The 22365-nt window shown below is 70.4% G+C and carries 18 protein-coding genes; 11 read left to right on the top strand and 7 right to left on the bottom strand.

Features of this window, described 5'->3' with window-relative positions; translation table 11 throughout:
• The first annotated feature begins 28 nt into the window (after positions 1-28).
• Complete coding sequence (locus NVV95_RS09585) at positions 29-2491, top strand: ATP-dependent helicase (RefSeq protein WP_259486312.1); 2463 nt, start codon at positions 29-31, stop codon at positions 2489-2491.
• Positions 2492-2582: 91 nt separating this feature from the next.
• Here the strand turns inward: NVV95_RS09585 and NVV95_RS09580 are convergent, their stop codons facing one another.
• Positions 2583-4847, bottom strand: coding sequence for a hypothetical protein (locus NVV95_RS09580; protein ID WP_259486311.1), 2265 nt, complete (start codon positions 4845-4847; stop codon positions 2583-2585).
• 231 nt (positions 4848-5078) lie between these two features.
• Between NVV95_RS09580 and sucC the strand changes: the two genes are divergently transcribed.
• From sucC to NVV95_RS09535, 9 genes are all read left to right on the top strand, one after another.
• Complete coding sequence (gene sucC, locus NVV95_RS09575) at positions 5079-6251, top strand: ADP-forming succinate--CoA ligase subunit beta (protein ID WP_259486310.1); 1173 nt, start codon at positions 5079-5081, stop codon at positions 6249-6251.
• 28 nt (positions 6252-6279) lie between these two features.
• Positions 6280-7182, top strand: coding sequence for a succinate--CoA ligase subunit alpha (gene sucD, locus NVV95_RS09570; RefSeq protein WP_259486309.1), 903 nt, complete (start codon positions 6280-6282; stop codon positions 7180-7182).
• 142 nt (positions 7183-7324) lie between these two features.
• On the top strand, positions 7325-7855 hold the full coding sequence (locus NVV95_RS09565) for a hypothetical protein (RefSeq protein WP_259486308.1): 531 nt from the start codon (positions 7325-7327) through the stop codon (positions 7853-7855).
• A 46-nt stretch (positions 7856-7901) separates the two neighbouring features.
• Complete coding sequence (locus tag NVV95_RS09560) at positions 7902-9191, top strand: cell division protein PerM (protein ID WP_259486307.1); 1290 nt, start codon at positions 7902-7904, stop codon at positions 9189-9191.
• Positions 9192-9193: 2 nt separating this feature from the next.
• The gene (gene purN, locus NVV95_RS09555) at positions 9194-9787 is read left to right on the top strand and encodes a phosphoribosylglycinamide formyltransferase (protein WP_259486306.1); all 594 of its coding nucleotides are present in this window, start codon (positions 9194-9196) and stop codon (positions 9785-9787) included.
• Positions 9784-11442 carry a bifunctional phosphoribosylaminoimidazolecarboxamide formyltransferase/IMP cyclohydrolase gene (gene purH / locus NVV95_RS09550; protein ID WP_259486305.1) on the top strand — a complete coding sequence of 553 codons (1659 nt, stop codon included), beginning with the start codon at positions 9784-9786 and terminating at the stop codon, positions 11440-11442. The genes purN and purH overlap by 4 nt, the downstream gene beginning before the upstream one ends.
• Before the next feature lie 69 nt (positions 11443-11511).
• The gene (gene ddaH, locus NVV95_RS18390) at positions 11512-12717 is read left to right on the top strand and encodes a dimethylargininase (protein ID WP_269909042.1); all 1206 of its coding nucleotides are present in this window, start codon (positions 11512-11514) and stop codon (positions 12715-12717) included.
• A gap of 211 nt (positions 12718-12928) precedes the next feature.
• Positions 12929-14743, top strand: coding sequence for an ABC transporter ATP-binding protein (locus tag NVV95_RS09540; protein ID WP_375163798.1), 1815 nt, complete (start codon positions 12929-12931; stop codon positions 14741-14743).
• On the top strand, positions 14740-16563 hold the full coding sequence (locus NVV95_RS09535) for an ABC transporter ATP-binding protein (protein WP_259486304.1): 1824 nt from the start codon (positions 14740-14742) through the stop codon (positions 16561-16563). Before NVV95_RS09540 ends, NVV95_RS09535 begins: the two co-directional genes overlap by 4 nt.
• A gap of 264 nt (positions 16564-16827) precedes the next feature.
• Here the strand turns inward: NVV95_RS09535 and NVV95_RS09530 are convergent, their stop codons facing one another.
• From NVV95_RS09530 to NVV95_RS09515, 4 genes are all read right to left on the bottom strand, one after another.
• Entirely contained in the window at positions 16828-18081 is a 1254-nt protein-coding gene (locus NVV95_RS09530) for a DUF222 domain-containing protein (protein ID WP_259486303.1), read from the bottom strand.
• Between the two features lie 65 nt (positions 18082-18146).
• Positions 18147-18527: a hypothetical protein gene (locus tag NVV95_RS09525; RefSeq protein ID WP_259486302.1), complete on the bottom strand. Its 381-nt coding sequence runs from the start codon at positions 18525-18527 to the stop codon at positions 18147-18149.
• A 53-nt stretch (positions 18528-18580) separates the two neighbouring features.
• A complete protein-coding gene (locus NVV95_RS09520) occupies positions 18581-18895 on the bottom strand; it encodes an MGMT family protein (RefSeq protein WP_259486301.1) in 315 nt (104 codons plus the stop codon).
• A 16-nt stretch (positions 18896-18911) separates the two neighbouring features.
• Positions 18912-19364, bottom strand: a complete 453-nt coding sequence (locus tag NVV95_RS09515) for a GNAT family N-acetyltransferase (RefSeq protein ID WP_259486300.1) — start codon at positions 19362-19364, stop codon at positions 18912-18914.
• Between the two features lie 168 nt (positions 19365-19532).
• Here NVV95_RS09515 and NVV95_RS09510 point away from each other — a divergent pair, with 168 nt between their 5' ends.
• Complete coding sequence (locus tag NVV95_RS09510; protein ID WP_259486299.1) at positions 19533-20750, top strand: NADP-dependent isocitrate dehydrogenase; 1218 nt, start codon at positions 19533-19535, stop codon at positions 20748-20750.
• Positions 20751-20811: 61 nt separating this feature from the next.
• Here NVV95_RS09510 and nagA read toward each other — a convergent pair whose 3' ends face one another.
• A complete protein-coding gene (gene nagA / locus NVV95_RS09505) occupies positions 20812-21963 on the bottom strand; it encodes an N-acetylglucosamine-6-phosphate deacetylase (RefSeq protein WP_259486298.1) in 1152 nt (383 codons plus the stop codon).
• Positions 21960-22313, bottom strand: a complete 354-nt coding sequence (locus NVV95_RS09500) for a YrdB family protein (protein ID WP_259486297.1) — start codon at positions 22311-22313, stop codon at positions 21960-21962. The genes nagA and NVV95_RS09500 overlap by 4 nt, the downstream gene beginning before the upstream one ends.
• Between the last annotated feature and the right edge of the window lie 52 nt (positions 22314-22365).

Genomic DNA, 22365 nt, shown 5'->3' with positions numbered 1-22365 from the left:
CGGTGGTGCGACCTAGACTTGTCGGAGCATGAGCGACACCACTACTCCCCGTCTCCAGCCGGTCGTCGTCGACCCCTCTTCGTCCTCGTCGACGGGCGAAGACGACGAGCTGCTCGCCGGGCTGAACCCCGAGCAGCGGGAGGCCGTGGTCTACCGCGGGCAGGCACTGCTCATCGTCGCGGGAGCGGGCAGTGGCAAGACGCGGGTGCTCACGCACCGCATCGCCGGGCTGATCAAGAGCGCGGAGGCGTGGCCGAGCCAGATCCTCGCGATCACCTTCACCAACAAGGCGGCGGCCGAGATGCGCGAGCGTGTCGGGCACCTGCTGGGGCAGGTCGCCGAGGGCATGTGGATCTCGACGTTCCACTCGGCCTGCGTGCGCATCCTGCGCCGGGAGGCCGAGAACTTCGGCTTCACCAAGAGCTTCACCATCTACGACTCAGCCGACTCGCGGGCGCTCGTCAAGCGCATCATCAAAGACCTGCAGGCCGACACCTTCGGCTTCACGGTCTCGCAGGTCACCGCGAAGATCTCCAAACTCAAGAACGAGCTGGCCGACGCCGACAGCTACGCCCGGCAAGCGAACTTCAACGACCCGCAGGAGGCGATGTTCGTCGAGTGCTTCCGGGCCTACAGCCGGGCGCTGCGTGAGGCGAACGCCTTCGACTTCGACGACCTGATCAGCCAGACGGTCTTCCTGTTCCGGGCGTTCCCGCAGGTGGCCGAGAAGTACCAGCGGCGGTTCCGGCACATCCTCGTCGACGAGTACCAGGACACGAACCACGCGCAGTACTCGCTCATCCGCGAACTCACCAAGGCGCCCGAGTCGAACGAGCTCTCGGGCCTCGCGTCGTTCGGCGGCGGCGGGGCGTCGCTGACCGTCGTCGGTGACTCCGACCAGTCGATCTACGCCTTCCGCGGGGCCGACATCCGCAACATCGTCGAGTTCGAGCGCGACTTCCCCGGAGCCCGCGTCGTGCTGCTCGAGCAGAACTACCGGTCGACGCAGAACATCCTCTCGGCGGCCAACGCCGTCATCTCCAACAACTTCGACCGCAAAGACAAGAAGCTCTGGACGGCCGTCGGCGACGGCGAGAAGATCGTCGGCTTCACCGGGTACTCGGGGCACGACGAGGCGCAGTTCGTGGCCGACGAGATCGCCAAGCTGCACGAAGGCGGCATGGCGTACAACCAGATCGCCGTCTTCTACCGCACCAACTCGCAGACGCGAGCGCTGGAGGAGATCTTCATCCGGTCGGCGCTGCCCTACCGGGTGCTCGGCGGCACGAAGTTCTACGAGCGGGCCGAGATCAAGGATGCGATGGCCTACCTCTCGGCCGTCGCGAACCCGTTCGACGGGCTGGCGCTGCGGCGCATCCTGAATACGCCGAAGCGCGGCATCGGGCCGGCGACCGAGACCGCGCTCGCGGCCTTCGCCGAGCGCAACGAGATCAGCTACCGCGAGGCGATGCGCCGGGCGAAGGAGCTGAGTCTCGGGCCCAAAGTCACCGGGGCGATCCTGCAGCTCGCGGGGCTGCTCGACGACGCGAGCGAGCTCGTCGACCCGGCGCGGGTCGGTGGCGAGGCTCCCGTCAGCGAGGTGCTGCAGCTGCTGATGGAGAAGAGCGCCTACGTCGCGACGCTGCGCGCCAGCCGTGACCCGCAAGACGAAGCGCGGGCCGAGAACGTCGAGGAGCTCCTCGCGGTGACGAAGGAGTTCAACCGCAACAACCCCGACGGCACGCTGCTCGACTTCCTCACCGAGGTGTCGCTCGTGGCGGCGGTCGACGACCTCGACGACTCGAGCGGAACGGTGTCGCTGATGACGCTGCACACCGCGAAGGGGCTGGAGTACGACGCGGTCTTCCTCACGGGCGTGGAGGAGGATCTGCTGCCGCACCGCATGTCGGCCGGCGAGCCGGGCGGCCCTGCCGAGGAGCGGCGGCTGTTCTACGTGGGCATCACGCGCGCGCGGAAGCGGCTGTTCATCTCGCTCGCCATGACGCGGGCGCAGTTCGGCGAGACGGCGGTGGCGATGCCGAGCCGGTACCTGCAGGAGATCCCGGCGGAGTTGGTGGAGTGGATCCAGTCGCCGGGGATGGCGTCGCGGGGTGGGAGTGATTCGCGGGCGCTGGGCGGGGGGCGTGGCGGGGGATACGGGTCGCGGTTCGGGGCTGGGTCTGGTTCAGGTTCGGCCTCGGTTTCGTCGGGGGGCTCGGGTTCGCCGCGCTTCGGTGCTGCCGGCGGCTACGGGCTGCCGCCGGGGCCGCCGCGACCGAAGACGGAGTGGGCGAACCGCGTGACGGGCCAGGTGCGCGACAACGGCGACCTCACCCTGGTGCCCGGTGACCGCATCAAGCACGCCGACTTCGGCGAGGGCCGGGTCAATCAGGTCACGGGCGAGGGCGCCAAGCGTGTGGCCCACGTGAACTTCGAGGCGGTCGGGGCGAAGAAACTCCTGATCAAGATCGCCCCCATCGAGAAGCTCTAGGGCCGGCTCGCGCCGGGCCCGGTGGTCTCGCCGGCGCGCGCCGGAGCCCCGCAGCTCATCGGGGTGGAGCGGCGGGGCTCGTGAAGGGTGGTCAGCGGCGCCGGGTGCCGATCCTGGTGCCCGCGAGGCCGGCGATGGCGAGGCCGAGGACGAGCGCGCCGATGCCGACGGCGGTCGCCATGGCAGTGGGTCCGGCGGAGGCGCCGGTGAGGGGCAGGTGGCCGGCCGCCGGGGGTGCGGGCGGGGCCGGCGGTGTGGGCGGTGCGGTGGACGCGGGCGGTGGCGTGGTGGCCGGGGGAGCCGTCGGAGGTGCCTCGAGCGAGATCGCCTCCGAGGCGTGGACGCGGTGATCTGCGAAGGCGGGGATCAGGGCGGCATCGACGGGCTCACCCACCGCGATCTCGTTGCCGCCGGTGCTGGCGCCGGTGCCGGTGCTGGCATCGCTGGCGCCGTCATTGTTGCCGTCGGTGTCGCTGTGGATTTCGGTGGCGGTGGCGCTGTCTGCGTCGGTCGCGGTGGCGGTGGCGGTGTCTGCGCCGGTGGCTGCGGCGCGGTCGTCCGTCGGAGGCGCGACGAGCGCAGCGACCGTTCCGGCCCCGGGGAGCGACGTCGGGGTGGAGCCGTCGGACTCGGTGACGAAGTAGTAGTGGCCCGGGGTGGAGATCGGGAGGCACGCGGTGACGTGGTCGCCGTCGGTGGCGAGGGTGGTCGTGGTGCGGCCGGCCACCGGGAAGTCGCGCCAGTCGTCGGGGGTCGACTCGAGTTCGGGCAGGGCCGGGAGCGGGCCCAGGAGGGTCGAGCGGACCTCGACGGGTTCGATGCCCGGCGGGAGGCCCTCGAGGTGGAGGCTGTCGGCGATGCAGGTGGGCGCCGTGATGGAGAGCACGCCTGATGCTGTCCTCGCGTCAGCCGCGACGGGGGCGTCGAGGTCGTGCGGGCCTCGGTCCGCAGCGAGGGAGTCGAGGTCATGTGGGCCGGGGGCCGACGGCCGAGGGGTGGGTGAGGGGGTGGGCGGAGGCGCCGTGACGCGGGTGGCCGTGGTGGAGAGGGTGGGCGCGGCCGGCGCGAGGGTGGTCTCCGCGGCGACGCCGAAGCGCGACGTCCAGGGGCGGAGGCGGGTGCCGCCCTGGGCGGGTGGGGTGCGGGTGGGGTCGATGGAGTCGGTCCAGACGTAGAAGCCGGGGGACGGGACGGTGCAGGGCGGGGAGTCGTAGCGGCGCGGTCCGGCTGCCGCGAGGGTCTCGACCGTGCAGACGACGGGGGATCCGGCGGGTGCGGTCTCGCTCTCGACGGGGGCCGCCGGGAACGGGCCGTGCAGCACGCTCGTGACGACCACCGGGATGGGCGCGAGGGACCCGTCGGCCGCGGTGTACACACCCCATGTCGTGCCGGCCGGCGAGGAGGGATGAGCGTCGAGGTGCAGGGCGTCGCTCAGCGCGTCGCCGGGCTGCACGATCGCCGCGCTCGTCTGCGTCTGCACCCGGGGCGCGAAGGGCAGCTCGCTGGGGGCGGTCGCCCGGGTGCTCGCTCGGGCGTCGCGGGGGTACGGATGATCGACCAGCAGGCTCTGGTTCGGGCCGGTGTTGCGCCCGAGCCGGAAGCCCGGACCGAAGGGCAGCGCCCGGTACTCCACGGTGACCGACACCGTCTCGGTCGTGCCGCGCTGCGCCGGGAGGATCGGCACCGAGGTGCCGTTCGGGACGGAGCGGCTCGTGCTGCCGTCGGCGAAGGTGGCTCCGGTGAGCACTAATTGCCCGGAGAAGGACCCGGCAGGAACCGACGCGCGCCCGGCGAGGTAGTCCACCAGGAGTTCCGACCGTACCGAGCCGCCCGGCCCCTCGAGCTCGAGAGAGACGGTGGCCGAGACACCGGTCGAGGCGCCGCCCGGCCCATCGGCCCGGGACAGGATGTGGTTCGCCGCGATGACCACGTCACCCGCCGAATCGTTGGCCCGCCGGGCGAACCACGCCTGATCGTGGCCGCCGAGGCCCGCCACCGTCCACGTGGCCAGCTGCGCCGAGGCCGCCGAGAGCGGGTCGGCGGGCGAACCGAAGTTGCGTGAGATGTAGGCGAGCCGCGCCGAGTCGGCCGTCGAGTACGAACCGGTCGTCGAGCCGTCGACGTAGGTGACGTCGGTGCCGGCCGGCTGGGGCTTCTCGACGTCGAGGCAGTAGCCGGTGTTGCCGTCGTCGAGCAAGTAGGAGCCGATCCACGACGCATGATCGCCCTCCCACATCACCCCCTGCCCGTGGGCGAGGGCCCTGACCGCGAGGGCGGGCCCCGCGGCGAGGAGGCTGCCGAGAGCCAGGGCGGCGGTGGCGAGGAGGACGGAGAGGAGGCGGAGGCGTGGGTTCATGCGGACAGCGTGCCGGGCGGGCATCCGGAAGCCGACGCGGGAGGCGCGATCTGTGGAGGACGACGGGAGACCGGGGGCGGTGCAGGAGGAGTCGAAGGAGAGCGTCGGCGGGCGGGGGTAATGTTCTAGGTGGTGTCCGGAGCGACGGAGCGGAACCTGACCTCCGTCGCGCCGTGAGTCATGTCCTGCGTCACTGCCAGGGCGACGAGTTGAACGGATTGGAAGACCAGCGTGGATCTATTCGAATACCAGGCCAGAGACCTCTTCGAGAGCTACGGCGTGCCCGTGCTCCCCGGAATCGTCGCCGACACCCCTGAGGAGGTGCGCGCGGCGGCCGAGAAGCTCGGCGGCGTCACCGTCGTCAAGGCCCAGGTCAAGGTCGGCGGCCGCGGCAAGGCTGGCGGTGTCAAGGTGGCGAAGACGCCCGACGACGCCGAAGAGGCGGCGAAGGCGATCCTCGGCCTCGACATCAAGGGCCACGAGGTCAAGCGGGTCATGGTCGCCGGCGGCGCTCGCATCGCCGAGGAGTTCTACTTCTCGGTGCTGCTCGACCGCGCCAACCGCTCCTACCTCTCGCTGACGAGCTACGAGGGCGGCATGGAGATCGAGCAGCTCGCCGTCGAGCGCCCCGAGGCCCTCGCCCGCATCGAGGTCGACCCCATCGCCGGCATCGACCTCGAGACCGCGAAGTCGATCGCCACGCAGGCGAACTTCCCGGCCGAGCTCGTCGACAAGGTCGCCCCCGTCTTCGTGAAGCTGTGGGAGGTTTATAAAGGCGAAGACGCCACACTGGTCGAGGTGAACCCGCTGGTGCTCACCGAGGAGGGCGAGATCGTCGCCCTCGACGGCAAGGTCTCGCTCGACGAGAACGCCGACTTCCGTCACCCGGGCCACGAGGCCCTCGAAGACGCCGAGGCGGCCGACCCGCTCGAGGCCAAGGCCAAGAAGCTCGGCCTCAACTACGTCAAGCTCGACGGCCAGGTCGGTGTCATCGGCAACGGTGCGGGTCTCGTCATGTCGACGCTCGACGTCGTGTCCTACGCGGGCGAGAAGCACGACGGCGTCAAGCCGGCGAACTTCCTCGACATCGGCGGCGGAGCCTCGGCGCAGGTCATGGCCAACGGTCTCGACGTCATCCTCGGCGACGAGCAGGTCAAGAGCGTGTTCGTGAACGTCTTCGGCGGCATCACCGCGTGCGACGCGGTGGCCAACGGCATCGTGGGCGCCCTCGAGGTGCTCGGCGACACCGCCACCAAGCCGCTCGTGGTGCGCCTCGACGGCAACAAGGTGGAGGAGGGTCGCGCGATCCTCGAGAAGGCGGCGCACCCGCTGGTCACCCTGGCCCTGACGATGGACGACGGCGCCGACAAGGCCGCCGAGCTCGCTGCAGCGGCGAGCAAGTAAGCGGCGAGCGAAGTAGAGGACGAGAGACATGTCGATTTTTCTGAACAAGGACTCCAAGGTCATCGTGCAGGGCATCACCGGCGGTGAGGGCACCAAGCACACCGCCCTCATGCTGAAGGCCGGCACCCAGGTCGTCGGCGGCGTGAACGCCCGCAAGGCCGGCACCGTCGTCAGCCACACCGACAAAGACGGCAACGCCGTCGAGCTGCCGGTCTTCGCCACGGTGAAGGAGGCCATCGAGGCCACGGGCGCCGACGTCTCGATCGCCTTCGTGCCGCCCGCCTTCTCGAAGGACGCGATCATCGAGGCCATCGACGCCGAGATCCCGCTGCTCGTCGTGATCACCGAGGGCATCCCGGTGCAGGACTCGGCCGAGGCCTGGGCCTACGCCAAGCAGAAGGGCGAGAAGACCCGCATCATCGGCCCGAACTGCCCCGGCATCATCACTCCCGGTGAAGCGCTCGTCGGCATCACCCCGGCGAACATCACCGGCAAGGGCCCGATCGGTCTCGTCTCGAAGTCGGGCACCCTGACCTACCAGATGATGTACGAGCTGCGCGACCTGGGCTTCTCCACCGCCATCGGCATCGGCGGCGACCCGATCATCGGCACGACGCACATCGACGCGCTCGCCGCGTTCGAGGCCGACCCCGAGACCAAGGCGATCGTGATGATCGGCGAGATCGGCGGCGACGCCGAGGAGCGTGCGGCCGACTTCATCAAGGCGAACGTCACCAAGCCGGTCGTCGGCTACGTCGCGGGCTTCACCGCCCCCGAGGGCAAGACGATGGGCCACGCCGGTGCGATCGTGTCCGGCTCGGCCGGCACCGCCCAGGCGAAGAAGGAGGCCCTCGAGGCCGCCGGCGTGCGCGTCGGCAAGACCCCGAGCGAGACCGCGGCGCTGCTGCGCGAAGTTTACGCGGCCCTCTAGTCACAGCGAGTGCACGACAGTCACACCGCGTGCACGACGACGGCCCGTCCCGGTGAGGGGCGGGCCGTCGTCGCATCCGCCGACCTGTCACACTGTGCAGAGCGATTCACACGAACGACACGAGGCGATGAGGAGGCCGGCCGTGACCGACCACGACGCGACGACGGATGCTCCGGCCGCCCTCTCTCTGCGGCGACGCCTGCGCCACGAACTGGTCACCCCCGAGTCGATCTACGGCACCATCATCGTGAGCGCCCTGATCGTGGTGGTCGACGACGACGAGAACGACTTCCAGTTGCTGGTCGGCGTCGGCAGCACGGTGCTCGTGTTCTGGCTCGCCCACGTCTTCGCCTTCACCATGGCGCACCACGGCCGACGGGGCCCCACCCAGCTCGGCATCAGTGCCGCGCTCGGCCGGGCGCTCGAGCACTCCACCGGGCTGCTGCTCGCCGCGGTCGTGCCCATGGCCGTGCTCGGTCTCGGGGCGGCGGGGGTGCTCGACGAGGGCACGGCGTACCTCGCCGCGCTCTGGGTCGGGGTGATCGTGCTCTTCCTGCTCGGCGTGCTCGCCTTCGTCGAGCGCGGCGCCCGCTGGTACTCCTGCCTCGCGGGAGGCCTCGCGACCGCGCTGCTCGGGGTGGCCGTGATCGTGCTCAAAGCCGTCTTCCACTGAGCGTCGTCAGTCCTTCCGGCGAGCCTGCGGGTAGGCTCGGCTCCGCATGAATCGCCCAGCCACCGCCCTCCTCGCCGCTCTCGACGCGGTCATCGCCGTAGCCATCGGGGTGGGCATCCCGCTCATCCCGCTGACGATCCTCTGGGCCGCCCAGTTCGGGCTCGCCGTCGACTGGCTCGCGTTCTGGCGGGCCTCCGGCGATCTGTGGCTGCTCGGTCACGGCGTCGACCTGCTGCTCACGATCGACCCGGCGCTCGCGCTGCGGCTCGGGGTCGCGGGGGCCGAGCTGCCGTTCGAGGTCGGTATCGCACCGCTCGGTCTCGCCCTGGTGACCGTGCTGCTCGGGCTGCGCTCGGGTCGGCGGCTCGGCCAGACCCCCTACCCGCTCACCGGGGCCGCCGTGGGTGTGCTCGTCGTGGCCCTGCTCGCGCTGCTGGTCTCGCTGAGCGCGCGCGACGTGGCCGCACTGCCCTCCGTGGCGCAGAGCATCCTCTTCCCCGCCGGTGTGTGGGCCATCGGCCTCGCGCTCGGGTACGCCTCGGCGCCCCGTCGTGCCGCCTCGCTCGAGCTCGCACAGGGCTCGAGGCCCCGCCAGGCGATCGCGCGCCTGGTCGACCGCGTCGACGCGGGGGATCGCGCCCTCGTCGCGCTCGCGCTGCGCGCCGGCACCATCGCGGCCGCGGGCGTCGTGGGCTTCGCCGCGCTGGCGATGGCCGTCGTGCTGGTGCTGAACTTCAGCTCGATCGTGGGGCTGTACGAGAGTCTGCAGGCGGGCATCCTGGGCGGAGTCACGCTGACACTCGGTCAGCTGGCGCTGCTGCCGAACATCGTGCTGTGGACCGCGGCGTGGTTCGTGGGGCCGGGCTTCGCGCTCGGCACCGGCACCTCGGTGTCGCCGCTCGGCACGCAGCTCGGGCTCGTGCCCTCGCTGCCGGTGTTCGGCGCCCTGCCCGAGAGCGCGCCCGTCTTCGCCTTCGTGGGCCTACTCGTGCCGATCGGCATCGCCTTCGCCACCGCGGCCCTGCTGAGACCGGTCTACCTCGACCGGGTGCGCGGCTCGAGCCCGCGCGGCCGTCTGGTGCGGCTGGGGGCGACGGCGGCCGGCGGGGGACTGGTGGGGGCGGGCATCCTGGCCCTGCTGACGGTGTGGGCGGGGGGAGCGGCCGGCCCCGGACGGCTCGCCGACGTGGGCGCCGACCCGGGCGCCGTGCTGCTCTGGGCGTTCGTCGAGTTCACGCTGGCGCTGCTGCTGGGCCTGCTCGGCGGGGCGAGCTGGCGTCCCGGATCTTCCGACAGGACGACGAACGGCGCCAGGCCGCCTGCCGATACACTGTGACGGTGCTCTCGCTCCTGGTTCTGATCTCCGGAGGGGGCTCCAACCTCAGGGCCCTGCTCGAGGCCTGCCGCTCGGCCGACTACCCGGCCCACGTCATCGCGGTCGGCGCCGACACCGAGGCCCCCGGGCTCGCTCATGCCGAGGAGTTCGGCGTGCCGAGCTTCACCGTGCTTCCCTCCGCTTTCGAGAACCGCGCCGCCTGGGGCGCCGAGCTGCTCGAGCAGATCGAGCGCTGGCAGCCCGACCTGGTGGTGTGCGCCGGCTTCATGCGCATCCTGCCGCCCGGGGTGGTCGCGGCCCTGACGCCCCGACTGATCAACACCCACCCCGCGCTGCTGCCGGCCTTCCCGGGAGCCCACGCCGTGCGCGACGCGCTCGCCGCCGGCGCCGAGGTCACGGGGGTCACCGTGCACGTGATCGACGAGGGCGTCGACACCGGGCCCGTGATCGTGCAGCGCGAGGTCGCCGTGCGGCCGGGCGACACCGAGCACACCCTGCACGAACGCATCAAGACCGTCGAACGCGAGCTGCTGGTGCAGGCCGTGCGCGACATCGCCACCGGACACGTCGATCTCGAGGAGACAGCAGCACGATGAGCGGACCGCAGCACGACCCGAGCCTCTACAGCCACCGCGACACCGTCCCGGTGCGCCGGGCGCTGATCTCGGTCAGCGACAAGACCGGCCTCGCCGACCTGGTGGGCGCGCTCGCCGCGTCGGGCGTCGAGATCGTCTCCACCGGGTCCACGGCCAAGGCCATCGCGGCCGAGGGGGTCGCGGTCACCGAGGTGAGTGAGATCACGGGCTTCCCCGAGTCGCTCGACGGTCGGGTGAAGACGCTGCACCCCGGGGTGCACGCGGGCATCCTCGCCGATCTGCGCCTCGAGTCGCACCGGCACCAGCTCGACGAGCTGGGCATCCGGCCGTTCGACCTGGTGGTCGTGAACCTCTACCCCTTCCGTGAGACCGTGGCCTCGGGCGCCGCGCCCGACACGGTGATCGAGCAGATCGACATCGGCGGCCCGGCTCTCGTGCGCGCCTCGGCGAAGAACTTCGCCAACGTCGCGATCGTCGTCTCGCCGAATCGCTACGACGACGTCATCGCCGCCGCGGCCACCGATGGCACCACCCTGTCGCTCCGCCGTGCGCTCGCGGCCGACGCCTTCGCTCACACCGCCTCCTACGACACGGCCGTGGCGGCCTGGTTCGTCGAGCAGCTGGGCGGCGGGGCGAGCGAGGCCCTGGCCGAGGCTGAGCAGGCTGAGCACAGCGAGCAGGCGACGGATGCTCGGCCGGGCTTCCCCGACACCCTCCAGGTCTCGGCGGCGAAGGCCTCCACCCTCCGCTACGGCGAGAACTCCCACCAGCAGGCCGCCGTCTACGCGCTGCAGGACGGGCACGGCATCGCCCAGGCGACGCAGCTGCACGGCAAGGAGATGTCGTTCAACAACTACGTCGATGCCGACGCCGCCGTGCGCGCGGCCTACGACTTCGCCGAGCCGGCCGTCGCGATCATCAAGCACGCGAACCCCTGCGGCATCGCGATCGCCGACGCGAGTGCGCCCGACCCCATCGCGAACGCCCACGCCAAGGCGCACGCCTGCGACCCCCTCTCCGCCTTCGGCGGCGTCATCGCGGCGAATCGCACGGTCACCCTCGCCATGGCCGAGTCGGTGAAAGACATCTTCACCGAGGTGCTCATCGCGCCGGCCTTCGAGGGCGAAGCGCTCGAGGTGCTGAAGACCAAGAAGAACCTGCGGCTGCTCACCCTCCCCGAGGGCTTCGGTCGTGAGGCGCTCGAGCTCCGCCAGATCTCCGGCGGCTTCCTGGCGCAGACCCCCGACGGCTTCGACGGCCTCGACACGGCGTCGTGGACGCTCGCTGCCGGTTCGCCCGCGGACGCCGCGACGATGGCCGACCTCGAGTTCGCGTGGAAGGCGTGCCGCTCGGTCAAGTCGAACGCCATCCTGCTCGCCTCGGGAGGCGCCTCGGTCGGTGTGGGCATGGGCCAGGTCAACCGGGTCGACTCCTGCCGGCTCGCGGTCACCCGCGCCGGCGATCGCGCCCAGGGCTCGGTCGCGGCCTCCGACGCGTTCTTCCCCTTCGCCGACGGCGCCGAGATCCTGATCGCCGGCGGCGTGAAGGCCATCGTGCAGCCGGGCGGCTCGGTGCGCGACGCCGAGGTCGTCGAGGCCGCCGAGAAGGCCGGCGTCACCATGTACTTCACGGGAGAGCGGCACTTCTTCCACTGACCACCGCCTCGGGCGGCAGTCAGGCCGCTCGCCGAAAGCGTTCAGCCACTGTCACCTAAGGTTCTCTGCATGACTTCGTTCCGCCTCCGGTCGCTCACCGCATCGGTCGTCGCCGCCGCGGCGGTCGCCCTGATCGCGATCGCGGCCGCCGATCTCGCCTACTTCGTGGCCAACCAGCAGAACCCCCAGGTGTTCCCGGTCTACAGCGAGTACTTCCTCAACTCGACGCTGCTGCTGTTCGTGTTCACGGCGGTGTTCGGGCTCGTCGGGGCCTTCCGGCGCTGGTACACCGCGCTGATCGCGGGAGTCGTGTCGGGCGTGGTCGCGGCCCTCGTGGGCACCGGCGTCTCGGCGCTGGTCGCGGGGGTCGACTTCGGAGCCATGGTCGCCCCGCTCGTGGCCACGCTCGTCGGCAACAACCTGATCTTCGTGCTGGCCGCCGTTCTCGCCTCCGTGCTGCTGGCGCCGCGCATCCATTCGCGCATCGCCATCACCGAGCAGCAGGAGGTGCTGCGCAAGAAGTACGTGCTCGTGCGCCGCCCCGCCGAATCGCTCGCCGAGGGCATCGTCACCCACATCGACCGCGAGAGCGTCGACGTCGACCTCGCCGAGGAGCAGTGGGAGGCGTACGTGGCCGCCCTCTCCGGCGGCGGCTGGGAGCCGATTGAGGTGCCGGTCGCCGACGACCTCCCCGACTCCGTCTTCGTGGAGGACGCGGTGGTCATGTTCGGCGCTCTCGCCGTGCTGGCGAGCCCCGGCGCCGAGTCGCGCGAGGGCGAGATCGCCGCGGTCGAGGAGAGCGTGCGCGCGCTCGGTCTCGAGGTCACCCGCATCGAGAAGCCCGGCACGCTCGACGGCGGCGACGTGCTCAAGGTGGGCATGACGGTGTTCGTCGGCAAGGGCGGCCGCACCAACGCCGAGGGCATCCGGCAGCTGCGCAAGATCCTGGCGCCGCGCGGGTACTCGGTGGTCGCGGTGCCGGTCACGAAGGCCCTGCATCTGAAGAGCACCGTCACCGCGCTGCCCGACGGCACGGTCATCGGCTACCGTCCGCTGGTCGACGACCCGTTCGTGTACGACCGCTTCCTCGAGATGCCCGAGCCGAGCGGCGCCCACGTGGTCGTGCTCTCCGACGACACGGTGCTCGTGGCCGCGTCGGCGCCCGAATCGGTGCGGCTGATCGAGGGCCTCGGCTACCGGGTGATCGCGGTCGACATCTCCGAGTTCGAGAAGCTCGAGGGCTGCGTCACCTGCCTCTCGGTGCGCGTGCGCTGAGCACTTCTGCTGCACAGGCCGCGTCGATTCCGGATGCCCGAAACCGCGTCTTGCGTGTCGTCGACCCCCGGGGCTAGTCTGTAAGGCTGCCGCGACGCCGGATCCCCTCGGAGGGGCCGGCCTTCTTTCTCCTGCCCATCGAGCGGGGGAATCAGCGCGCGCAGCGACGCGTTGTGTCACGAGCACAGCGCGCAGCACACGAGGACGAGACATGCAGAACCAGCGAGACATGCAGAACGAGACCGAGCCCAGGCGCGCCGGAACGGTGGCGACGCTCGCCCGTCTGCGCCCGTACGCGGCGGCGGCGCTGCCCCGCATCTACACGGCCATGGTTGCCTCCCTGCTCGCCAGCCTCGTCGCCCTCGCGATCCCGCAGGTGCTGCAGTGGATGGTCGACGGACCGCTGGCCGACGGCGACGCCTCCCAGGTCTGGGTCGCGGCGGGAATCGTGCTGGGCCTCGGGGTGCTCGAGGCCGTGCTGATCGGGCTGCGGCGGGCCCTGGTGCTGACTCCCGGAACTCACGTCGAGTCGCGCATGCGCAACGCGCTGTACGCGAAGCTGCAGGACCTGCCGGTCACATTCCACGACCGCTGGCCGAGCGGTCAGCTGCTCTCGCGGGCCGTCAGTGACCTGAACCTCATCCGGCGCTGGCTGTCGTTCGGGTTGGTGCTGCTGGTGGTCAACGTGCTGACCCTCGTCGGCGGTCTGATCATCCTGATCGTCATGAACTGGGTGCTCGGGCTGATCTTCGCCGCGGCCGCGCTGCCGGTGATCGCCTACGGCTTCGCCTTCGAGCGCAAGTACTCCTCGGTGGCCCGGCGCAGCCAGGACCAGGCAGGCGACCTCGCGACGAGCGTCGAGGAGTCGGTGCACGGCATCCGGGTGCTGAAGGCGTTCGGGCGCTCGCGCTACGCGCTCAAGCGCTTCGAGTCGCAGGCCGAGGAGCTGCGCGGCACCGAGATCGAGAAGGCCAAGGCGATCGCGGGCATCTGGCTCTACCTCACGCTCATCCCCGACCTCGCCTTCGGCGTCTGCCTGGTTGTGGGCGTGTGGCTGGCCTCGGTCGGGCAGTCGTCGGTGGGCGAGCTCGTCGCCTTCTTCGCCACCGGCACCGTGCTGCTGTTCCCGATCTGGTCGATGGGCTACTTCCTGGCCATGACGCTCGACGCCAAGACGGCCACGCTGCGCTTCTTCGAGGTGATGGATGCGCCGAACACCATTCGCGACCCGGCCACGCCCGCAACCGCGCGCGGCGGCGCCGGCGAGCTGCGCTTCGACGACGTGCACTTCCGCTACCAGGACTCGCCGGACGCCTTCCCCGATCTCGTCGACGGCGTCACGCTGACCGTGCGCCCCGGGGAGACCATGGCGCTGGTCGGGTTGACCGGCTCGGGCAAGTCGACGCTGACGGCGCTGACCACCCGGCTCTACGACGTCACCGGGGGAGCGGTGCGGCTCGACGGTGTCGACGTGCGTGACCTCACGCGCGAACAACTGCGGTCGCGGATCGCCATGGCGTTCGAGGAGGCGACGCTGTTCAGCAAGACCGTGCGGGAGAACGTGCTACTCGGCCGGCCCGACGCCTCGGAGGCCGAGCTGCGCGAAGCGCTGGACATCGCCCAGGCGCAGTTCGTCGACGAACTGCCCCACGGCCTCGACACGAAGGTGGGTGAGGAGGGGCTGAGCCTCTCGGGCGGTCAGCGGCAGCGGCTCGCGCTGGCCCGGGCGATCGCGGCCAAGCCGAGCGTGCTCGTGCTCGACGACCCGCTGTCGGCGCTCGACGTCGACACCGAAGCGCTGGTGGAGGCGGCCCTGCGCCGGGTGCTCGCCACCACCACAGCGCTGATCGTGGCGCACCGTCCGTCGACGGTCGCGCTCGCCGATCGGGTGGCCCTGCTCGAGGACGGGCGGATCACGGCTGTCGGCACCCACTCCGAACTGCTCGCCACGAGCGAGCACTACCGGTTCGTGATCTCGAGCCTCGAGGCCGAGACGCACGCCGCGTCCGAGGAGGTGAGCTCATGACCGACCAGCCCGACCAGTCCGTCGAAGGCGTCGAGGGCGAGGAGCGCGATGACCTGAGCAAGGCCGAGAGCCGGCAGATCCGCGCGCGTTCGGTGCGCCTGCTGGGTTCGCTCGTGCATCCGATGCGCGGCAAGCTGGCGCTCGCCGTGGTGGTCGTCGTGATCAGCACCATCTCGCAGGTCGCCGGCCCCTCGATCATCGCCTACGGCATCGACACCGGCCTGCCCGCCCTGCTCGCGCAGGACTGGATGCCCGTGGCGCTCGCCGGGCTCGCCTACCTGCTGGCGGGTGTGACCGGGGCGCTCCTGATCGCGTGGTTCACCATCCTGTCGGCGCGCATCAGCCAGGCCATCCTGTTCGACCTGCGTCGGCGGGTGTTCCTGCACACCCAGCGACTGAGCCTGGAGTTCCACGAGAGCTACACCTCGGGGCGCATCATCTCGCGGCAGACGAGCGACCTCGACGCCATCCGCGAGCTGCTCGACTCGGGCATCAACCAGCTGGTGCAGGGCGTGCTCTACATGCTCTTCACCGCGATCGCGCTGTTCCTGCTCGACGTCGAGTCGGGCTTCATCCTGCTCGCGTCGCTGGTGCCGCTGCTCGTGCTCACCCGGTGGTTCCAGCTGCGTTCGCAGCGGCTCTACCGCCGCACCCGGGTCGCCTCGGCGCGCCTGATCGTGCAGTTCGTCGAGACCATGACGGGCATCCGGGCCGTGAAGGCGTTCCGCACCGAGAAGCGCAACGAGCGCGAGTTCGGTGAGCTCGTGGAGCAGTACCGCGAGTCGAACGCGAAGGTCATCCGGCTGTTCGGCGTCTACGACCCGGGGCTCGTGCTGATCGGCAACGTCGCGGTCGCTGTGGTGCTCCTCGTGGGCGGCTTCCGGGTGATCGACGGCGGGCTCGAGATCGGCGTGCTGCTGGCCGCCGTGCTCTACACGCGCCGCTTCTTCGACCCGATGGAGGACATGGCGATGTTCTACAACGGCTACCAGAGCGCCACGGCGGCCCTCGAGAAGATCTCGGGGGTGCTCGAGGAGCGGCCGAGCGTCGCCGACCCCGAGAAGCCCGTCGACCTCTGGCACTCGGCGGGCCATGTGGCCTTCGAGGGCGTCGAGTTCGGCTACACGGCCGACCGGCCGATCCTGCCGCACTTCGACCTCGACATCCCGGCCGGTCAGACCATCGCGCTGGTCGGCTCGACCGGTGCGGGCAAGACCACGCTGGCCAAATTGATCTCGCGCTTCTACGACCCGAGCGCCGGCCGGGTGACGCTCGACGGCATCGACCTGCGGGAGCTCCACCCCAAGGACCTTCGCCGCGCCATCGTCATGGTGACCCAGGAGGCCTACCTGTTCTCGGGCACCGTCGCCGACAACATCGCCATCGGCAAGCCCGACGCGAGCCGTGACGAGATCATCGCCGCCGCCCGTGCCGTGGGTGCCGCCGGCTTCATCGAGGGTCTCCCGAACGGCTACGAGACCGACGTCAACAAGCGCGGCGGGCGCGTCTCGGCGGGCCAGCGTCAGCTGATCTCGTTCGCGCGGGCCTTCCTCGCCGATCCCGCGGTGCTCATCCTCGACGAGGCGACGGCATCGCTCGACATCCCGAGCGAGCGCCTGGTTCAGGATGCTCTGCAGACCCTGCTCGCCGACCGCACCGCGGTCATCATCGCCCACCGCCTCTCGACGGTCTCGATCGCCGATCGCGTGCTCGTCATGGAGCGGGGGCGCATCGTCGAGGACGGCACTCCCGACGAACTCATCGCGGGCGACGGACGGTTCTCGCAGCTGCACGCATCCTGGCGCAACTCACTCGTCTAGCCGAAAAGGCCAGTCCTCTGGGGCGAACCAACCATCCATAGAACCGGGCGGAAGTTGCTGGGGCATGTGTACCGGTTGGTGCGTTCCTGACCCGGCGGTGACAATCTCGGGCAAGCGCGTCAGCGCGCGGCAGCCCTGTACTGCCGCGCGCTGACGCGCTTGCCCTCGATGACTGTGGCCGGTTTAGGCAGGTGGGCGCGTTGTCACGCAGCCGGGCGTGTGATGGTGCGCCGGCGGGTGGTCGGGATCGGGGTCTGTTCAGGATCATTCCACCGAGGCGGAATCAGATGCGGGACCCCATCCTGCATGACCAATTTCCATGGCGCCTTGTGCAGGTGGGAGTGGTGGAAGTGGCAGAGCAGAACCCCGTTGTCGATGTCGGTTCTGCCGGGTGGGTGGTCGTCGGAGACCCACTCGTCGGCGTGGTGGGTTTCGCAGTACGAGGGTGGCCGGTCGCAGTTCGGCCACACGCACCCGCCGTCTCGAGCAGCTAGTGCCCCGGTTCTGCGCGGGAGTGAACAGCCGCTTCGTTTTCCCGTGGAAGAGGACCTCGCCCCGGTCACCGAACAGCGTCACCGCCATCGGCGAGCTGCACCGCAGCTGCGCCACGGTCGACGCGGGCACCGGCTCGTCAAGCCCGTCGATGTACCCGACCCCGCGCCCGGCCTCGAGATCGGCGAGCGTCACGTGCAGGTTGAGAGTCGTGGTGGCCCCGTTCAGCCGGGGCATGTCCTCGGCTCCGGCCGTGCGGGCGATGAGCTCGGTGATCGTGTCGGCGTTCTTCTGCGCCGAGGTGCGACCGTCCGCGGTCACATAGTCGCTTTCCTCCATGAATCGGGGCCCGCTCACGCGGGGGCTCTGCATCGCTTGGAGGCTGGACATCCAGATGCCGCCTTGCTCGGGCGCCAGGGCAAACTTCCCCCGGACCATCCCGTCGGAAGACTGCCAGATCGTCAGGGAGCGCAACTGCTGGTGCACCTCGTCCCGCGGTTCGGCACCGTCGGGGTCGAGAATCTCGCGCAGGTGGATAGCCATCTTGGCGGTCTCGTCAGCCGAGAAGTGGCAGGTGAGGGTCCGCTCGACGAGGGTCTCTTCCGCTCCGGCGACGACGTCGGGCGAGCATCCGCGGTCAGCGAGTTCGCCGCAGCGTTTGACGATCGTGGCGGCGGCCTCGATGGGCAGGTCGCCCGAGTCGAGCGCCTCGGAGACCAGGGGGAACGGCGCGGGCCCCTCGCCTCCGCCCAGAAGGATCTCGCCCCGCAGCCGCTTCCCGAGATCGAGCCGGTTCTTGCACTCCTTCGCGGACGCCCCGGTGACAGTGGCGAGCAGTGCCACCGGCGAGGTGAAGTTCTGCGACCGGCTCAACCCCTCGTCGCCGAGCTCGGGCCGCGACCGCACCCCCACCTCACCGGCGAGCCGAATCACCCACGCTTGGACCGCCCGCAGCCGGGCCTCACTAGCTGCGATCTCCTCGAGCAACGCGACGTCGCTCACGGTGGGGAGATCGCCTTGCAGCATACTGAGATTCTATCAGAAACTCCTGATGAATGCTCGGTTACTTCGGGTGCTTCAGTGCCTGAAGGTCAGGGGGTCCAGGCGAAGTACTGCGAGCCGTAGAGGAAGACGATGTGCCAGCCGTCCTGGCAGGTCGCCTCCTGCACCGGGAGGTTCTGCGGCCACCAGGTGTCTTGCATGGGAGGCGCGTTGTCGATGATCGACGGGTCGCAGGTGCCGCCGATCGGCTCGGGAGCCGGGTCGCCGAACTGCATGATCTTGGCGCCGGTCTCGGTGTTCTCCTTGATGCGGATGAGCGACGCGTCGTCGGGCACCCAGCTCGGGATCTCGATGGTGGCGTCGGAGCCTCGAGCCTCGGTGATCGTCGGGTAGAGCTGGGATTCGATCGGCGGGGTGATCGCATTGGCGAGCGTGCAGCCCGACAGCGCCGCTGCGAGGCCCGTGGCCATGACCGCAGCGAGGAGAGCGCGTCTTTTCATCTGCTGTGGGAGGTCCTTCCGAGTCAGGCGGCCGGGTGCGACGGCCGCCACCGTGCTACAGCGTACTCGACGGCGTAACCCGGTTCCCGCGAGATCACCCGGACGGGGGTGCCCTCGGCCTCGTAGTGCTCACGGGCGCGGGCCTCGTGGCCGGCGGGCGGGAGGCCCCCGGAACGCACCACGCGCCACCACGGGTGACCGCCGCCGGACATCCGCAGCGTCGTGCCCACCGCCCGCGCCGCCCGTGACCCGAGCAGTGCGGCCACGTCGCCGTAGCTCAGCACCCGCCCGGGCGGGATGGAGTCGACCACCTCGAGGACGTCGTCGGCGAAGGCCACCGTGCGCCGCCGGCCGTCAGAGCTCGAGCGCGGCGACCGTCTCGCCGTAGGGCGTCTCGCCGTAGGGGGTGAAGCCGATCTTCTCGAAGAAGGCGGCCGGCCCGTCTTCGCCCGGGTCGTAGATGACCGTGATGCGCTCGAGGCCGCGGCGGCGCGCCTCCTCGGCGACCGCGAGCACGGCGAAGCGGCCCACGCCGTGGCCCTGGGCGTCGGCGGCGACGTTGATGCGCCAGATGCAGGCCTTGAACTCCTCCTCGTGCGCGTCGGGGTCGAAGTTGCCCATGATGAAGCCGACGACCTCGTCGTCTTCGAGCACCACGCGCGGCCACGCGGTGGCGGGGTTCACGTACGCCTCGGCGATGGAATGCGAGACCGGGGCGACGAACTGCTCCTGCCCCGGCTTGAGCGACAGGGTGTTCGCCGCGACGATGTTGGATGCCGCCAGCTCTTCGAGCCTCAGTTCACTCATGCGATCAGGGTATCGGGTGGCGGGCAGGGGTGCCAGCCTCTTGCGGGCCGGTGCAGGTGGGCGGTGTCGGGCGGGATGCGCATCCGGAACTATCTCGACGTCGAGATATCTCGACGGAGCGGCTAAACTGACCAGTGGCCCATTTCCGGCGGCTGATGAGGAGCTGAATTGTCCAAGATCAAGGTTGAAGGCACGGTCGTCGAACTCGACGGCGACGAGATGACCCGCATCATCTGGCAGGCCATCAAAGACACGCTGATCCACCCGTACCTCGACGTGAACCTCGAGTACTACGACCTCGGCATCGAGTACCGCGACGCCACCGACGACCAGGTGACGATCGACGCTGCGCACGCCATCCAGAAGCACGGTGTCGGCGTCAAGTGCGCCACCATCACGCCCGACGAGGCCCGCGTCGAGGAGTTCGGCCTGAAGAAGATGTGGAAGTCGCCGAACGGCACGATCCGCAACATCCTGGGCGGCGTGATCTTCCGCGAGCCCATCATCATCTCGAACATCCCGCGCCTGGTGCCGGGCTGGAACAAGCCGATCATCATCGGCCGTCACGCCTTCGGCGACCAGTACCGCGCCACCGACTTCGTGTTCAAGGGCAAGGGCAAGCTCACGGTCGAGTTCACGCCCGAAGACGGCTCCGAGCCGATGAAGTTCGAGGTCTACGACGCCCCCGACGACGGCATCGCGCAGGTGCAGTACAACCAGGACGCCTCGATCCGCGACTTCGCCCGCGCCTCGCTGAACTACGGCCTCACCCGCAACTACCCGGTCTACCTCTCCACGAAGAACACCATCCTGAAGGCCTACGACGGCCGTTTCAAGGACATCTTCCAGGAGATCTTCGACACCGAGTTCAAGGAGCAGTTCGACGCCGCCGGCCTGACCTACGAGCACCGCCTCATCGACGACATGGTCGCCTCGGCCATGAAGTGGGAGGGCGGCTACGTCTGGGCCTGCAAGAACTACGACGGCGACGTGCAGAGCGACACCGTGGCGCAGGGCTTCGGCTCGCTCGGCCTCATGACCTCCGTGCTCGCCACGCCCGACGGCAAGGTCGTCGAGGCCGAGGCCGCTCACGGCACGGTCACGCGCCACTACCGCCAGCACCAGGCCGGCAAGCCCACGTCGACCAACCCGATCGCCTCGATCTTCGCCTGGACGCGCGGCCTCGCGCACCGCGGCAAGCTCGACGGCAACCAGGAGCTGATCGACTTCTCGCTCACCCTCGAAGACGTCGTGATCAAGACGGTCGAGTCGGGCAAGATGACGAAAGACCTGGCGCTGCTGGTTGGCCCCGACCAGCCGTACCAGACCACCGAGGAGTTCCTCGCGACGCTCGATGCGAACCTGCAGGAGCGCATGGCGGCGTAACGCCCTCCGCGCGACGGCCCTCGCCCTTCCGGGTGGGGGCCTTCGTCGTTCGTGGGCGGGGTCAGCGCAGGGGGCGGCCCGCGGCCCAGACGTGCGTGACGTCGAAGGTGGCCGTGAGCAGCACGAGGTCGGCGGCATAGCCGGGGGCGAGACGGCCGAGGTCGGGGCGGTCGAGCACGCGGGCCGGGGTGGCGGTGAGCGCCGTGACGGCGGCGACCGGGTCGACGCCGGCCGCGACGGTGGTGCGCAGGGCGGCGTCCTGGGTGAGGGTCGAGCCCGCGATGGTGGGGGCGGCGTCCGCCAGCGTCGCGACCCCGTCGCGCACCGTCACCGGGAGGGAGCCGAGGTGGTACTCCCCGTCGGGCGCGCCGGCCGCCGCCATGGCGTCGGTCACGAGCGCGATCCGTCCGGGCGCAGCCGCGAACGCCAGAGCCAGCACGGCGGGGTGCACGTGCACCCCGTCGGCGATCAGCTCGAGCGTGATGCGCGGGTCGTCGAGGGCGGCGGTGACCGGCCCCGGTTCGCGGTGGTGAATTCCCGGCATCGCGTTGAAGGCGTGCGTGAGCAGGGTGGCGCCGCGGTCGAAGGCCTCGCGGGCGAGGTCGAGCCCCGCATCCGTGTGCCCGACGGCGACGACGGCCCCAGCGGAGGCGAAGGTGCCGATCGCCTCGAGGGCGCCGGGCAGCTCGGGCGCGATCGTGACCTGCACGAGACGGCCCTCCGACGCCTCGAGCAGCTGCTTCAGCACGTGGTGCGTGGGCACGCCCAGGAAGTCGGGGTCGTGCGCGCCCTTGCGCGACGGCGCGAGGAACGGCCCCTCGAGGTGCGAGCCGAGAACGAGCGGATCGTCGGCGGCGATCCGGGCGATGGCGTCGAGCGAGGCCGCGAGCACGTGCGGCGGGTTGGCGACGAGCGAGATCACCGAGCGGGTGGTGCCGTGGGCGCGGTGCACCGCTAGCCCGGCGCGGATGGCGTCGGCTCCGTCGTCGAACGAGTGCCCACCGCCGCCGTGCGCGTGCAGGTCGATGAAGCCCGGGGTGAGCCAGTCGCCCGTCGCGTCGACGATCTCGGCATCGGCGGGCACGACTCCGGATGCCCGCCAGGAGTCCCCGGTCCCGGTCGCCGTGATGGTGCCGTCGCCCGTGAGCAGCCAGAAGTCGTCCACGACGCCGTCGGCGTCGAGCTTGCGGGCGCCGTGGACGAGCACGGTCACCGCAGGTTCTTCCGACCCGCGATGACGCCGCTCACCACGGCCACCACGCCGAAGACCAGGGCCACGACGGGCTGCCCCAGCATCAGCCAGGCGAGCGCCGCCGAGCCCAGCAGCACGATCTCGACGAGGGCACGCCCGAAGGCGTCGATGTGGATGACGGCCTTGGGGGAGAGGAAGAGCGCCCAGACCACGATCACGAACAGCGGCGTCGCGATGCCGAGGGCGAGGTTCCACGGGAAGGGCCACGCGACGAAGCCCCAGAAGGCGAAGGTGAAGAAGGCGAACAGCTCGACGAGCAGGCGCACGACGTCGTTCACGGAGATGCGGGGCTGGGCGGGGACGTCGGACACACGACAATGCTAGACGCCTGTGTTTCGGGTTTGTAAAGATCGCGAACGAATC

It is taken from the genome of Herbiconiux gentiana (genome assembly GCF_024978135.1).
GTDB lineage: Bacteria > Actinomycetota > Actinomycetes > Actinomycetales > Microbacteriaceae > Herbiconiux > Herbiconiux gentiana.
This window is presented reverse-complemented; position numbering and strand designations above follow the sequence as displayed.

Bases quoted from the DNA above. Each gene is read 5' to 3' on its own strand.
- NVV95_RS09585 (WP_259486312.1), top strand. From the start codon at position 29: ATGAGCGACACCACTACTCCCCGTCTCCAGCCGGTCGTCGTCGACCCC.
- NVV95_RS09580 (WP_259486311.1), bottom strand. From the start codon at position 4,847: ATGAACCCACGCCTCCGCCTCCTCTCCGTCCTCCTCGCCACCGCCGCC.
- sucD (WP_259486309.1), top strand. From the start codon at position 6,280: ATGTCGATTTTTCTGAACAAGGACTCCAAGGTCATCGTGCAGGGCATC.
- NVV95_RS09560 (WP_259486307.1), top strand. From the start codon at position 7,902: ATGAATCGCCCAGCCACCGCCCTCCTCGCCGCTCTCGACGCGGTCATC.
- purH (WP_259486305.1), top strand. From the start codon at position 9,784: ATGAGCGGACCGCAGCACGACCCGAGCCTCTACAGCCACCGCGACACC.
- ddaH (WP_269909042.1), top strand. From the start codon at position 11,512: ATGACTTCGTTCCGCCTCCGGTCGCTCACCGCATCGGTCGTCGCCGCC.
- NVV95_RS09540 (WP_375163798.1), top strand. From the start codon at position 12,929: ATGCAGAACCAGCGAGACATGCAGAACGAGACCGAGCCCAGGCGCGCC.
- NVV95_RS09535 (WP_259486304.1), top strand. From the start codon at position 14,740: ATGACCGACCAGCCCGACCAGTCCGTCGAAGGCGTCGAGGGCGAGGAG.
- NVV95_RS09530 (WP_259486303.1), bottom strand. From the start codon at position 18,081: ATGCTGCAAGGCGATCTCCCCACCGTGAGCGACGTCGCGTTGCTCGAG.
- NVV95_RS09525 (WP_259486302.1), bottom strand. From the start codon at position 18,527: ATGGCCACGGGCCTCGCAGCGGCGCTGTCGGGCTGCACGCTCGCCAAT.
- NVV95_RS09515 (WP_259486300.1), bottom strand. From the start codon at position 19,364: ATGAGTGAACTGAGGCTCGAAGAGCTGGCGGCATCCAACATCGTCGCG.